Annotated in this window: 12 protein-coding genes; 5 read left to right on the top strand and 7 right to left on the bottom strand. The window is 57.9% G+C overall.

Going from position 1 to position 13,566, the window contains the following annotated elements:
- Window positions 1-545: 545 nt before the first annotated feature.
- Together AC1D17_RS25010 and AC1D17_RS25005 are read left to right on the top strand one after the other, a co-directional pair.
- Complete coding sequence (locus tag AC1D17_RS25010; RefSeq protein WP_477567988.1) at window positions 546-3,332, top strand: beta strand repeat-containing protein; 2,787 nt, start codon at window positions 546-548, stop codon at window positions 3,330-3,332.
- A 59-nt stretch (window positions 3,333-3,391) separates the two neighbouring features.
- A complete protein-coding gene (locus tag AC1D17_RS25005; protein WP_477567987.1) occupies window positions 3,392-3,847 on the top strand; it encodes a hypothetical protein in 456 nt (151 codons plus the stop codon).
- Between the two features lie 126 nt (window positions 3,848-3,973).
- On the opposite strand, the gene AC1D17_RS25000 is transcribed toward AC1D17_RS25005, so the two are convergent.
- From AC1D17_RS25000 to AC1D17_RS24970, 7 genes are all read right to left on the bottom strand, one after another.
- Window positions 3,974-4,963 (bottom strand): DUF3592 domain-containing protein, encoded by a 990-nt coding sequence (locus tag AC1D17_RS25000; RefSeq protein WP_477567986.1) that lies wholly within the window; start codon window positions 4,961-4,963, stop codon window positions 3,974-3,976.
- A 198-nt stretch (window positions 4,964-5,161) separates the two neighbouring features.
- Window positions 5,162-5,743 (bottom strand): hypothetical protein, encoded by a 582-nt coding sequence (locus AC1D17_RS24995; RefSeq protein WP_477567985.1) that lies wholly within the window; start codon window positions 5,741-5,743, stop codon window positions 5,162-5,164.
- 228 nt (window positions 5,744-5,971) lie between these two features.
- On the bottom strand, window positions 5,972-6,814 hold the full coding sequence (locus AC1D17_RS24990) for a PA3715 family protein (protein WP_477567984.1): 843 nt from the start codon (window positions 6,812-6,814) through the stop codon (window positions 5,972-5,974).
- A gap of 297 nt (window positions 6,815-7,111) precedes the next feature.
- A complete protein-coding gene (locus tag AC1D17_RS24985; protein WP_477567983.1) occupies window positions 7,112-7,417 on the bottom strand; it encodes a hypothetical protein in 306 nt (101 codons plus the stop codon).
- Between the two features lie 319 nt (window positions 7,418-7,736).
- Window positions 7,737-8,309 (bottom strand): hypothetical protein, encoded by a 573-nt coding sequence (locus tag AC1D17_RS24980; protein ID WP_477567982.1) that lies wholly within the window; start codon window positions 8,307-8,309, stop codon window positions 7,737-7,739.
- A 200-nt stretch (window positions 8,310-8,509) separates the two neighbouring features.
- A complete protein-coding gene (locus AC1D17_RS24975) occupies window positions 8,510-9,463 on the bottom strand; it encodes an AraC family transcriptional regulator (RefSeq protein WP_477567989.1) in 954 nt (317 codons plus the stop codon).
- Window positions 9,464-9,547: 84 nt separating this feature from the next.
- The gene (locus AC1D17_RS24970; RefSeq protein WP_477567981.1) at window positions 9,548-9,730 is read right to left on the bottom strand and encodes a hypothetical protein; all 183 of its coding nucleotides are present in this window, start codon (window positions 9,728-9,730) and stop codon (window positions 9,548-9,550) included.
- 550 nt (window positions 9,731-10,280) lie between these two features.
- On the opposite strand from AC1D17_RS24970, the gene AC1D17_RS24965 reads away from it, so the two are divergent.
- The 3 genes from AC1D17_RS24965 to AC1D17_RS24955 all read left to right on the top strand — a co-directional run.
- Window positions 10,281-11,033, top strand: a complete 753-nt coding sequence (locus AC1D17_RS24965) for a response regulator (RefSeq protein WP_477567980.1) — start codon at window positions 10,281-10,283, stop codon at window positions 11,031-11,033.
- On the top strand, window positions 11,030-13,033 hold the full coding sequence (locus AC1D17_RS24960; RefSeq protein ID WP_477567979.1) for a hybrid sensor histidine kinase/response regulator: 2,004 nt from the start codon (window positions 11,030-11,032) through the stop codon (window positions 13,031-13,033). The genes AC1D17_RS24965 and AC1D17_RS24960 overlap by 4 nt, the downstream gene beginning before the upstream one ends.
- Before the next feature lie 129 nt (window positions 13,034-13,162).
- Window positions 13,163-13,566: globin family protein (locus AC1D17_RS24955; RefSeq protein ID WP_477567978.1), on the top strand; the 404-nt coding region annotated here is incomplete at its 3' end.

The following is a 13,566-nucleotide window of genomic DNA, read 5'->3' as shown; positions in this document are numbered from 1 at the left end:
GTGTCAAGGCCGAGCGCCGTTTGAGCCTCAGATACAGTCCTGATATTTCGGCATTAGTTCTGCGCGGGAGAGTTTTGTTTCAAATGTTTCACCCAAACTCTCGTTATCGGCGTTTCGAGACGACGAACGTTTGTTGGCGCTTGCGACTGGGGCTTGAACTTGGCCAAACGCCGGGCGGCGAGGGGTCATTTTCATCGTGCATTTTTCCGAGACAGCCGCGAACCTGCCCGCCCTCGGTTTTTACTGTTGCGGTTCGGACTCGATCGGGCCGGTAGGCCGGGACGGGTGGCTGCTCGAGGGGGCGGCGTCTTACGAGATCTCAATGGGATCCGGCGAAGCGCTGATCACCCGCCGTCTCGCCGCTTCGATGGGAGCACATTACACGACCGGGAAAATGTCGGCGGCCGTCCCAAAGGTAGTAGTCGCGCCCGCAAACGACCCGCATACTGGCGAAATAATTGAAACATGAAAGAAGAACCGTGAAATCCGAATGAAACGGGCCGCGTCTAGTTGGAGGCAACTCTAACGTCAAGGAACGCCACTCCATGCCCGTCTATATCACCGCACCGCAAACCAACACATTCTATATCGACGAACCAAACCAAGGCTGGGTTGTCACCGCCAATGGTTCGATTGCCGTCGCCAACGGCCACRGCATCGTCAATAACGACGCCTTCCATGACAGTGCTATCACCGTGGCGGGCGACATCACCGCCGATGGGATGTACAAATCCGGGATTTTCTCGAACGGCCCGAACGCCACGCTCAAGATTGAGGCCGGGGGAAATATTCATGCCTATAGCGGCATAGCCTTTTACGGAGACAATACGACCGCGCAAAATCTCGGACACATCACGGCTGAACATCTGGGGATTTATGCAAATGCCGATGACGCCGAGGTCCTCAATGCCGGAACAATCGAAGCCAATATTGGTGTGTATTTTGAAAACACCAACGGCACTTCGGTTTTCACCAATACGGGGACGATCAAGGCCGACAAAGGGTTCGTTGCCCAAAACACTGTCGCCTACATATCACTCGGTGCAACCAGCGTTATCGATGCAAAGTCGATCGGCATAGAGTTGGCGGCAAATCCCGCAACCGCCAACCTGATCAAAAATGGCGGCCTTATCAAGTCAGCCGATATCGCTATTCAAGGAAACTCGACCAGCGACCGCATCGAAAACTCAGGAACGATCAACGGTAAGATCGTGCTGGGCGACGGAAATGACATGTTTGACAACCTTGGCGGCACGATTGACCACGCCGTCGATGGCGGAGCCGGTGACGACTACTATGTTTTTGGTGACGCCCCGTTTGCCATTATCGATAGCAGCGGCAACGACACGATTGGCACCGGTTTTACGTATACCCTTGCCGCTGACAACATTATCGAAAATCTCTATCTCGTTGGATCGAAGAACATCAATGGTACCGGCAATGCCTTTGTAAACACCGTCACCGGGAACTCGGGTAACAACGTTCTCTATGGCGGCAATGACGCAGTTGTCGATACGTTAATAGGGGGTAAGGGGAATGACACATATGCCCTCGGTTCCGGCCATGATATCGTCGAGGAAGGCGGCAAGTCAGAACTACCGGGAACCACTCAGAACGGCATCGACACCATTACCTCGACGATAAGCCGCTCGCTTGCGGACCATGATTTTGTCGAAGGTCTTACGTTGCTGGGCAACTCCAATATCAATGGCACCGGCGGTAAATACGCGAATGTCATCGTCGGCAATTCGGGCAACAACATTCTGAACGGGGGGATGGAGCTCGAAGAGTGGATCGACACCCTGAACGGTGCCGCGGGTAACGACACCTATCTTCTGGGCTCGGGTAACGACAAGGTGATCGATAGTGCCGGCAACGACACCATCACCTCCATCATCAGCCGCAGCCTTGCCGGCTTTGCGGCCATCGAAAACCTGACGCTTGAGGGCAATGGCAACGTTGCCGCCACCGGCAATGCGCTTGCAAACGTCATCAGCGGCAATGCCGGCAACAATATCCTCGATGGCGGCACCGATACCGTTACCGATACGTTGAAGGGCGCCGCGGGCAATGACGTCTACATCCTGGCTTCCGGCACCGACACGGTAATCGATACCGGCGGCCATGATACCATCACTTCGACAACGGGACGCAGCCTCGCCAACTATGCGACGATCGAGGATCTGGTTCTGAAAGGGACCTCGAATGTCAACGCCACGGGTAATGCACTTGCCAATCTCATTGCCGGCAATGCCGGCAACAACATCCTCGACGGCGGCTCGGACAACGTGGTCGATACGCTCAAGGGTGATGTCGGCAACGATACCTACGTGCTCGGCTCCGGGGCTGACATCGTCAGCGACGGTGGCGGTATCGATACCATCACCTCCACTATCAGCCGCAGCCTTGCTTCCTATTCGGCAATCGAAAATCTGACGTTGATCGGCAACGGCAATTTCAACGCTACCGGCAATGCTCTGGCCAATGTGCTGACCGGAAACGCCGGGACAAACACCTTGAATGGCGGCGCCGGCAACGACACCTATGTTCTAGGTTCGGGGGCAGACAAGGTTGTTGATGTCTCTGGAACCGACACGATCACTTCTCTCATATCCCGCAATCTCAGTACCTTTGCCACCATCGAGAACCTGAAGCTTCTGGGTGTCTCGAATATCAGCGGCACAGGCAACGCGCTTGCAAATACGCTCACCGGCAATGCCGGGGTCAACACCCTTTCGGGGGCGGCCGGCAACGACGAGTTGATCGGCGGGGCGGGGGCGGACAAGCTGGACGGCGGCGCCAACACCGACACGGCATCCTATGCCGGCGCGTCTGCAGGCGTTGTCGCCAATCTTTCCACCGCCGCATCCAATACCGGCGATGCCAAGGGCGATGTCTACGTCTCGATCGAAAACCTCACCGGCTCCAGCCATAACGATATGCTGACTGGCAATGCAGGGGCCAACGTGCTGACCGGCGGAACCGGCGCCGACAAGATGACCGGCGGCGCAGGTGCGGATACCTTCCTGTTCAAGGCCGTCGGCGACAGCACAAAGGCGGTGACTGGCCAGGACACGATCTTCGATTTCGGCCATGCCCAAGGTGACAGGATCAGCCTGTCGGGCATCAACGCCAACACGGCGATGACTGGCGACCAGGCCTTCGTCTTCAAGGGCGCGGCCGCTTTCAGCGGTACCCACGGCGAGCTTCGTTTCGAAAAGCAGGCCTCCGACACCTATGTCTATGGCGATACCAATGGCGACAAGGTGGCCGATTTCGCCATCCATTTCGATGACGCCATCGCTTTCCAGGCAAGCGATTTCCTATTTTAACATCCGAGCAGGGAGCTTGAGATGTCAGGCTCCCGCCATTGCCGTCGAAAGTACTCGCCATGGTCCGCATCTTCGCCGCAGTTTTCGTTTTCCTCGCTTTCTCGGTGCGCACGTTGGCCGGCGAACTACCGCCTGAGGGGCGCTGGTTTGTCGTTTCCGGCGTTCAACTGGGTGAAAAACTCACGAACGTGACAGACAAGGACGATCCCTACCTTGGCAAGACGATCCGATTTTCCCGCCATGGCGTTGATGGCCCGGCTCTTTTCAATTGCCACGACGCCGAGTTCGCGTGGTCGGTGAGGCCGGCCGAGTGGTTCTTTCAGGGGATTGCCGAATCCACGGAACAGGCCGTTTTCAACGCCAGACTTCTCCGGCTGCCCAATCCGGCAAGGACGCTCAGCATGACCTGCGAAACCGGGATTTTCGATTTTCACATGCGCGAAGAATCCACGATAGTGATTATGATCAATCGGGTCGTGTATACGTTTGAGCGACAATGGATGCGTGAGAGATGACGGTGACCTGGTGGATTCGCGATAGCGGGAGGCCGACAGGTAAAGGGAAAAGTCGGCCCAGATAAGCACAATAATCTGCATTTTCGACTTTGCGCTTGGTAGTTTTGTTGGGCGCCGACGCATGCTTCAAATCAATCCTGCAAGATGCAAGGCGCCAGTCAGGGATGCTGCGGCTGTCAGCCAGACGATGAGTTGACCCGGTGCGCCCTGTGTCAGCACTGCCTGCTCAGGGGCGTCAGGATCGTAAAACACGTCTACTGGCTGCCCTGCAATGAACCGGTCGGCACCCCATTTGGCAAACAACTGAAAGCTGGCATAGCTTTGGGCGCCGAAACTTGTCCGGTCGCTCTCGTATGTCACACCCGCCACCTTATAGGCGTAACGTGCGCGCGATCTGTACAACATCCTGGTTCGCCAAAAATGGGCCGGGTTGAAGGACAGCCGCATTTTCACGGTATCGACGGACGATGAGACAATTGTACCGTCCACCCTGAGCCAATGAAACGTGGCGGCACCGCGTTGACGCAGGGCGTTTCCGAATGCAGCAGCAAACAGCCCCATGACCCCGAGGAATATTGTACCAGGCGTCAGGCGGGGATTGCCACCGAGATGGCTCAACCATCCGAACATGCCGCTGGTGGCGAAAATAATCGACAATCCGCATACGCCAAACAGCGCACCTGCGAGAATGGCGATCTTAAATGTATGACCGGACATCTCCCGCTCCAGAACACAATTTTCCGGATGCTTCCTGTCATAAAAGACCGTCACGTTCATACCCACCGGATAACGCTGCAGTTTTTCTGCAACCTGAAAATTCCCCAAATCTTCGCCGATGCTGATCCGCTCGCCCTCGATCTTGCGGCCGTCCACCTTGAATGCGTAGCGGATGACGGCAAAGTTCCGGATTTCCGTGTCTTTGCTCGCATCGCGGCCCGAACCGGTTCGCTTGACTATCTTGCGCGCTTCGGATCGCGACGAAACGATCCGGGCTGGGGCCGCGATCCAGAGACTGGCTCGCTGGATCCCACGGTATTTGCTGATGACGGCGGCCATGAACAGGCCGTAAAATGCCATCACGACACCAGAGAGGAGCAGTTTCAGGTCCGGATCCATAATTGCAGTCCTTTTGCGCTGGCGACCACATGCCCCCAGGGTACCGGTAATCTGCCTTCTCCATCCATCCACGGGTCACGCCCATGGCAGATATGACACTGGAGCAGAATGCAGCACAGCCGGGATGGAACAAAACCGCCGTCTGAACGGTCCATGGCATTGCCATGCGTCCTAACGCGCACACCGCTTTCGTGACGGTCATGGACTGCAGACTGTCAGCGTAAACACATCAAAGGCCGCGCGATCCGGATTTGCCCGGACGAAAGTCTCCATCATGGCAAGTGATCGGCCGAAATCCGTGAGCAATATGGCCTTTGGCGCCATCATATCCGCATCGGTCAGTGGCGCTGCGCTGGTATTGGCCAGACCGTAGACATTTCCGGTCCAGAGCCAGCATGTGCCGCTCTCGTCATCTTCGTCGGCGTAGCACTCGCGCTCGATCGATCCATCGGGTCGCGCGTAGCGAGCCACGCTCCAGGTGATGGCGCCTTCGAACACCTCGGAGATATTCGGCAACCGCATTTGAAATAGGCCGATTAGCTGCGGGGCGGCGGTTGTGGTGTCCTTCGATCTGAACTGGATCACCGCACCGGAACGACCTTCACGGTAGGTGGCATGGTCCAGCCGGCAGGCCTCCGCCGCTGCCTGATTGACTGGCAGCAGGATAAGCAAAGACAGAAAACAGGTTTTAAGGGGCATCATGATGAGCAGCCTTGTTGGCGCAGCGTCAAAACAGAAAATCGCCCGTATCCAGCTCGCCCATAGCGGTGTGTTGGACAATCGACATATCGCCCCTGCTATATTCTTTCCCTACAGGTTGCTTATCGCCGCCTGTAACGCGGATGCCCGTTGAGGCGTTAGCGCAGCCGAGCTCGAGCGAGGTCCAATTCCGGCGCGTGTCAGGTATTGGCGACCGGAGTGAACTGGCCGGATGCAGTTCGTTCGTCAGCATCCGCTGGTCCGGAGCAGCAAGGCCAGGAGCGGCGCCGCCCGCAGAGGAAGGATGTTTCATCTGTCGCTTAGTATGGGCGAAAAGAGATCGTTGTAGGATGCATCCTTGAAGGCGCCCTTACCATCAAATACGCCATAGTGAGGGTCGCCATAGCGCAAGACATATCGCTCATGTCCGGTATTTTCCTTGACCGACGAGCAATCCTCGCCACCTGGCTTGGTGGTTTCAACGCTTGTCGACTGGTCGACGATCAGCGCCCGGTATCCGCGGACTCCGGGCTTGCCCATGGTGATCGTAGACTTTGTTGTCTCGAAGAAGCCTGTGCAATTTTGATCGTTTTCGCCGCGGCCAATTTCTACCGTGAGGCCCTCCAGAACCGGCGAAATGGCCTCCCCATCGAGTGCGTAGAGCCAAAGGACGGTCTCGTTGAAGGGAGTTACGGCGGAATTGTGTGAGTAGCGTGCTCTGAAACCAAAGGCGCGCTGCCTGGCCTTGATGTCATAGCGCCCGGTATCGAGGCCGACGCTGTCAAATGCGATCGCGTCTGAAAATGCTGCTCCCTTTTCGACATATCGCGCGACAATATTGCCCGATTTGGTATTTGCGACGATCAGTTCAATGTCGCCGCGTGTTTCACCATTGGCCGGCGGATGGGATTCGAGCCGGGGAATTGCGAGCAGAGTGAGGTCCGGCCTTGCTGGCCAGACCGTGCATGCGACGGCGCCGGGATCGATCAACTGGCGATAGCCGCCATCAATCTCAAAACCGCTACCGGCCTTGACGGCGGATGGATAGGCTCTGTCGAGCAGATCCTGAAGATTGGAACAGGATGCAGATGCGCTCGCCGGTAGACTGGCGAACGTGGCAAACACAAAACACAACGCGCTGATGGTTCTCATGAAGCTAATTCCGGATTTTTCGAGTAACTTTTTTCGATGTCTCGGAGAGTTCGAAGGACCTTAGTTTCCGCCCTATCGAGTTTCGCAAGGCCGCTGGCCAGCGGCGTGATTGGCGGAGCCCTCTCATTGAGGGGGCTCCAATCAAATCGTTTGGGGAGCTCCATCTGCTGCGCCGGCCAACCGAAATCGAAAGCGTTCCTTGTACATGGACGTTTTTTCACACTCGGCACGCGCCGCCCTTCATCGTCCGATACCTGCTTGCAGCGCCGATCGGATGTTTCGGCGCGCCCACAACTATTATTGGGCAGGAACAACCCTTAGCGGCGTTGTATAGGGCTCGATGYGCAACGATTCGTGACCGAGTATGCTGACGCGACGAAGCGGGGCCTCCTCAAGCAAACCATCAGCGCTCTTGCGGACTGCGAACTGCCAGAGTGACAATTCGCCATGGGCAGCCAACGCTCTGCCGATGGCACTGGCATCATGACCTTTGAGTTCGGTTATTTCCGAAGCGGTGAGACCGACGACGATCTCGTCTTTGATGGTGATGATTTTGAATAGGGAAGCGGGTTCTTGAGCGGATGTGGTGCCGGTGAACGACATGGCTGCTCCTGCTATGCCTGCGCAAAGCAGGAGGGTCGTTGATTTGAAACGGGAAGGAAACATGGGGCCTCTCTGAGCGGAAATCTCGTCCTGGCTGTGTTATACCGCGACCTTGTTTCTCTAGCATTTCAGCCAGGTTTCACGGGCCACCGAAAACAGGCACTTTTCAATTTATCGCGCAGGCCTGAGGTGTCGGCTACGACGAATGTGTGTCTAGCCCGTGCTCGGAAGGAACGCTGTTTCGCTTTGGTGACAGTCGCGTTTGATCAACCCGACATTCTCGCCCGACTGACCAATAATGCGAAAAGACTGGAGCAGATTATCGAAGCGGGTCGCCTGCCTTGCGCTGCGGCACGTTTGAATAGTCGCAGCCGGCTGCGCCGTAAGGGTTGCTCAAATCGCAACTCATGGCGTCGCGCATATATGCGATAAACATATAAGGTTTCTCGTCGCAGGTCAGTTTTCGGGTCTTGCCATCAGGGCCGGTGATTTCAAGACCGGCCTCGCTGCCACCCATTTCGTCTCCCCCCGTCTCTATTGCAACATAAAGCGAATAAAGCCGGTAAGCGTTTTTTCCGCTCTTGAAGCGCACATTGACCAGATATCCGTCAGAGCCGATGGAGTTGGAAAAAAAGAACTTGTCCCTGCCGGCGCCGGGTTCGGATGGGAAGTACATCGGTTCCATTCCTTCACCAAAGCCGGTAAACTGCAAATCCCTCCATCCGCCGTCGTCCTGCAGCACCCCTTTCAATTCAAACAGATTGGTTGGAGCGGAATCAGGGCCAGACCCGCATACGAAAAGTGGCTGCGGATCGTTGGCATACGCGCAACTCGGCGCAACGATTACAAGAAATGTGGCCAAAGCGCCGCGGCCGAACGCAGTGAGCGACATGGCAGACTCCCATTGGTTGCTCCAGAGACTCGCATTCCGCTTGTCCCGAGGTGCGGCGGGCTATTCGAGTGGGCAAATTCTACGCCGTCTCCACTTTCGTCAAGTACGGCGAGGCGGCTGGCGCTCGCCCCCAGAACGAGGGCGCGCCCAGGGTACGCCGCGCTCCCCATCGGGCTGCTTCATTTCGTAACCGGGGGGGCCTATCGCGCGCCACCCGGGCTGCAACCGAAGCGGCGTTTGAAGCAGCGGTTGAAATACGAGATGTCGCTGAAGCCTGTCCGAAGCGCAATATCGCTGATTCGCATTTCGAAGCAGCGGGGCTCGCAGAGCATGGCCTTGGCCTGCAGCAAACGCAGTTCCAGCACCCGCTCGGTAAATCCAGCACCGGTTTCGGCCAGCAGTGCGTTTACATAGCGCGGCGTGATCTTTAACTGCCCGGCGACCGTTTGCACGCAGAACGTCGGGTCGGAATAGTGGTCGCGGATGCTGTCGAGGATCGTTTGCAGCCGGGCGGCACGTAGGCCGCCCAGGCCTGCAAGGTCCGCCTCGTCGCCTTTCGCCCCAGTTGTCAGGCCGACAAGATCGATAATCGTTTCCGCGATATGGCCGGTCAGGAGGTTCGATGCCGGTATCGTATCGTTGTCGAGGAACTGAAGGTAACGGCGCAGCAGGATCAGTGGTTCTTGACCCGGTGCGATAGCCAGGCCTTGCCTGTTGCCGATCCGGGCGAAGCGTTCGTCCAACACCGTCTTGGGGAAGCTCAGGCTGACCCAACCGTTTTGATCGTTGCCGCGGATGTCCTGTGGCTCCATTCCATCGAGAAAGGCCCCGCCTGGAGCCAATTTGAGGTCCCGTCCTCCGTAGGTGCCTTCAAGCGGCCCGGCGCCGAGATTGATCACCAACTGATAGGAATCGCGCGCTGCGGATCGCAGGCTCTGTGCCGTTCGGGTGACCCGGTTGATAGTCCCGATCATCTTGGCGTAGGTCACCGGCCCCAAAGGCGTGGCCTCGATCGTCGCCTTGAATGGGCTGGCACTGGGCGCGCCGAACTCCACCGCTCCGATCCGTGCGGTCGAATGGACATAGTCGCGCCAAAGATTGAAGCGGTGGTTTCCTTCCTGATGCCCCGGTAGCTCGTCCGAGGAGAAGCGCATTCTTTGCAACGGCGGGCCCCTATCGGTCAAACGCGGAGATTATGTCTTTGCCGTACCGTATTTGTCTTTCAATACGGATAATCATCACTTGTAAAAAATCTCAATATCGCCAGAGCGAAAGATATCTTGCAAGACATCAAATCGCGTGGTTGCAAGTCGATCCTTATCAATCCACGGGCCGATTTCGGCGTGCAGCTTGGCGGCGGCATGGTGCAACAGTCCGTTTTCGTCACTCACATAAGCAATTTGCCGCTTGTACTGCAACATCACTTCATCAAAATCGCGTTCCCGCCAGACCCGTCTCACGGGTGCAGGAGGGCGTATTCGTGACGGTGCGGTGTTGCTAGGGGAGGGGCGTGGGCAGCATGGATTGCGATCCTTCGCTTCCGCCACGTTGCCGAAGAGAGCTCGCGTGCACCCGATCCGAGCGTCGATTTTGCGCGTGAAAGCTATCGAAACGGCGGTCTTTCGCCGTGTCGAAACGACCGCTGGTCCGCAAAAATTTGCACCTGTTCCCGTGAGGTCAAGTTCGGTTCCCGTAGGCCCAAGACGGCCCACGATCCCGATGCGATGGTGGGGAGAACACACCACGAGTGACTCGCCATGCGCCAGTCGCTGCCGAGACGGGGAAGATTATATGTGCGTTGGCAAGTCTCGCTGGCCGGCAAAAACTCAGTTCATTGGTTCGCGGCCTTTGCGTGGCTGGCAGGTCTTGACCTCCGCACTGGCTTTCGCGGTGGCCGGCGGTCCGGCGATGACAGCGGCGCACTAGCCGCCGATTTTCCTGTCCCTGTCATCGCATCTTTTGGAGATCCGCATGGGTGAGCATTATTCGGCCCGATTGCCGCGCCTGATCGTCGTKGATGAYGAAGAACATTTGCGCGACATGATTGCCGAATATTTGGACAAAAGCGGGTTTTCGGTGCGCACGGCATCGGGTGGCGCGGCGCTCGATCAGCGGCTGGCGGAAGAAGAGGCSGATATGCTGCTTCTCGATATCAACATGCCGGACGAAGACGGTTTGTCGATCGCCCGGCGCATCCGTGCCAGAAGCAGCATGCCGATCATAATGCTGACGGCCGCCAGCGACATCGTCGACAGGATCGTCGGCCTGGAGATCGGCGCCGACGACTATGTTACGAAGCCGTTCGATCTGCGCGAGTTGAAGGCGCGAATTCGCGCGCTCCTGCGCCGAAATCCGCAAGGCGCGTCGGTCCCCCCGAACGGGACGCGCGATGCATTGCAGCGTGCGAGGAAACATCCCCTCGGAAAGGTGTTTCTTGATGTGGAGGCCTGCTGCCTTGTTCACGCAAATGGCACCAGCGAGCCGCTGACGGCGATGGAATTCGATCTTATCCGCGTTTTCATGCAGAATCCGGACCGGGTCCTGACGCGGGATCGGCTTCTCGATCTCGCGCACAAGCGCGATAATGACCCCTTCGACCGCAGCATCGACGTTCGCGTTACCCGTATTCGCAAAAAGATCGAGCACGATCCCGCCAAGCCCCAGACAATCAAGACCGTGCGTGGCACCGGCTATATCTATACGCCGGGAAGAGGTTCGGCATGATCCAACCCGATAGCGGGGTCGGCGAACTTGACGGTCTTCCGGTTGGCGATCCGCAGCTCCTGCGCGCATTCTTCACCGGATTTGTCGGTTGCGCGGCTTTCATCGATCCGGCCTGTCGTTATCGCTCGGTGAACCGGGAGTATCTCGACTTCGTGGGCAAAACAGAGCAGGCCGTCATCGGCCGCAAGATCTGCGAGGTGCTGGGAGAAGCCGTTCACCAGGCCTATCAACACGTCATAGAACACCTGCATCCCGGAGACAGTATTCGACGGGAAGGCTGGAGGGACTATGGCCCGCTGGGTAGGCGTTATGTCGAGCAAACGATCACGGCCTATCCGGTGGAAGGTGGCGTCGCTTCCGGGTTCATCGTGCTTTCATGTGACCTGACCGAGTTGAAGGTTCAACAGCAGGAACTGATCGAGCGGATCGAAGCGCAACGAGCGGCCGAAGCCTATCATGCGGTGATCGTCGAGACAGCCCTCGACGCGATCGTCGTGATTGACGACACGGGCATCGTGATTGATTTCAATCCGGCGGCCGTGTCGATTTTCGGTTACGCCCGTGACGCGGCGATGGGGCGTCAGATTTCGGACCTGATTATTCCGCCCGCATTGCGATCCGCTCACGGCAGCGGCATGAAATCCTATCTGGAAAGCGGTGTAAGCCGGGTTCTCGGCCAGCGGCTGGAACTCGAAGCCCTGCGCGCCAATGGGGAACAGATCCCGATCGAGCTGACCATCACGGACGTGACTCTGGGGAAGAAACGACTGTTTGCCGCACATTTGCGAGACCTAACCGCCGCGCGTCAGGCACAGGCGGAAATCGAGCGCCAGCGCGAGGCGCTGTATCAGAAGGAGAAGCTTGCCGCGCTCGGCTCGCTTCTCGCCGGCGTCGCGCATGAGTTGAACAACCCTTTGTCGATCGTCATCGGTCAATCGATGATGCTGCGTGACAGAATCGACCATGGAGCATCCGGTCTCACACAGAAAGAGGACCTAGCGCAGCGCACCGTCAAGATCGAGAATGCCGCCAACCGCTGCGCCCGCATCGTGCGCAGCTTTCTGGATATGGCCCGGCAGCGCAAAACGGAACGGCAAGCCATTCGTCTGGCGCACCTCGTCAAGGACGCGCTTGATCTCCTCAGCTACAATTTGCAAAGCGCAGGCGTTATCGTCGAAACGGATCTGCCCGAGACCCTGCCACCGCTCTGGATCGATAGTGATCAGATCCATCAAGTCATCGTCAATCTCGTGGTCAATGCGCATCAGGCGCTTGAAGCAAAAGGCAACGGCGATCGCCGCATCCGGATCGCCGCCGAGCATGAGCCCGGTGCCCAGCGGGTTCGTCTGAGCATATCCGACAACGGTGCAGGCATTCCGCCCAACATCCGGTCGCGTATTTTCGATCCCTATTTCACCACGAAACCGCAAGGCATCGGCACCGGCATCGGTCTTGCGGTCTCGCGGGGCCTCATTGAAGCGCATGGCGGCACCCTCGATATCGACGACCGGCCGGCTGGTGACGGGGCCTGTTTCGTCATTCTCCTGCCGTTGGGATCGTCGCCGTACCGCGGCGGTGACGTGCAGCCGGAGGCAAAGGCAGCATTGACSGGCATAAAACGGCACGTGCTCGTTATCGACGATGAAGTGGAAATCGCCGAGCTGCTCTCGGACATGGCGAAACAACTCGGCTTCGGCGTCATCGTCGCCCATAGCGGGCAGGCGGCGAAAACCCGGCTGGAGCAAGGCGGTCTCTCGCTGGACGCAATCCTCTGTGACATCCACATGCCTGGCGGTGACGGGCCTGCCTTCTACGAATGGCTGCAGACCGCCCATCCCGCCCTTGCCACCCGTATCGGCTTCGTAACCGGCGATACGCTGGGACCGGCGGCCGGCCGATTTCTTGCGCGCGCCGGATGCCCGGTGATCGAGAAGCCGTTCACCCCGGAGGATATTCGCCGGATCCTCGCATCAATGACATCAAGCGCTCCGGACGCGTGATGCGCGTCGGAACACGGAAAAAACGCCGGCATTGAAACAAATGAAACATTCGGGCTGCCGCGAGAACTCTGACTGAAACATCGGCCGGCGATTGTCGCGCATCATCAGACAAAACGCAGGGGACGGGCGATGCAGGAAACCGAGATTATCATGCTGAAAAGCAGCTTCGCCGAGGTGTTCGGCGTTCGCGACGATGCGGCGGCGTTGTTTTATGAACGGCTGTTCGTCAACGACCCCTCGCTCAAACAGCTGTTCCTGCAGGCAGACATGGCCGAGCAGGGCAAGAAGCTGATGGCGGCGCTGGCGCTCGTCGTGGGCGCGCTGCGAAACCTCGAGGCGGTCACGCCGACGCTGAAGACACTCGCCGTCAAGCACACGCGTTACGGTGTCCGCGACGAACACTATGCCACCGTGGGCGTCGCTCTTCTCGAAACCCTGTCGCTGTTCTTCGGCGAGCGTTTCACGCCCGCATTGCGAAGCGCCTGGACAGGCGCCTACGCCACGGTCAGCGCAGTGATGATCGAGGCTGCCAA

This window comes from Pararhizobium sp. P1_E7, from assembly GCF_056405855.1.
This window is presented reverse-complemented; position numbering and strand designations above follow the sequence as displayed.

What these genes read in the sequence shown, in the direction of transcription:
- AC1D17_RS25000 (WP_477567986.1), bottom strand. Translation starts at nt 4,963, where the DNA reads ATGGATCCGGACCTGAAACTGCTCCTCTCTGGTGTCGTGATGGCATTT.
- AC1D17_RS24980 (WP_477567982.1), bottom strand. Translation starts at nt 8,309, where the DNA reads ATGTCGCTCACTGCGTTCGGCCGCGGCGCTTTGGCCACATTTCTTGTA.
- AC1D17_RS25005 (WP_477567987.1), top strand. Translation starts at nt 3,392, where the DNA reads ATGGTCCGCATCTTCGCCGCAGTTTTCGTTTTCCTCGCTTTCTCGGTG.
- AC1D17_RS24990 (WP_477567984.1), bottom strand. Translation starts at nt 6,814, where the DNA reads ATGAGAACCATCAGCGCGTTGTGTTTTGTGTTTGCCACGTTCGCCAGT.
- AC1D17_RS24975 (WP_477567989.1), bottom strand. Translation starts at nt 9,463, where the DNA reads ATGCGCTTCTCCTCGGACGAGCTACCGGGGCATCAGGAAGGAAACCAC.
- AC1D17_RS24970 (WP_477567981.1), bottom strand. Translation starts at nt 9,730, where the DNA reads ATGTTGCAGTACAAGCGGCAAATTGCTTATGTGAGTGACGAAAACGGA.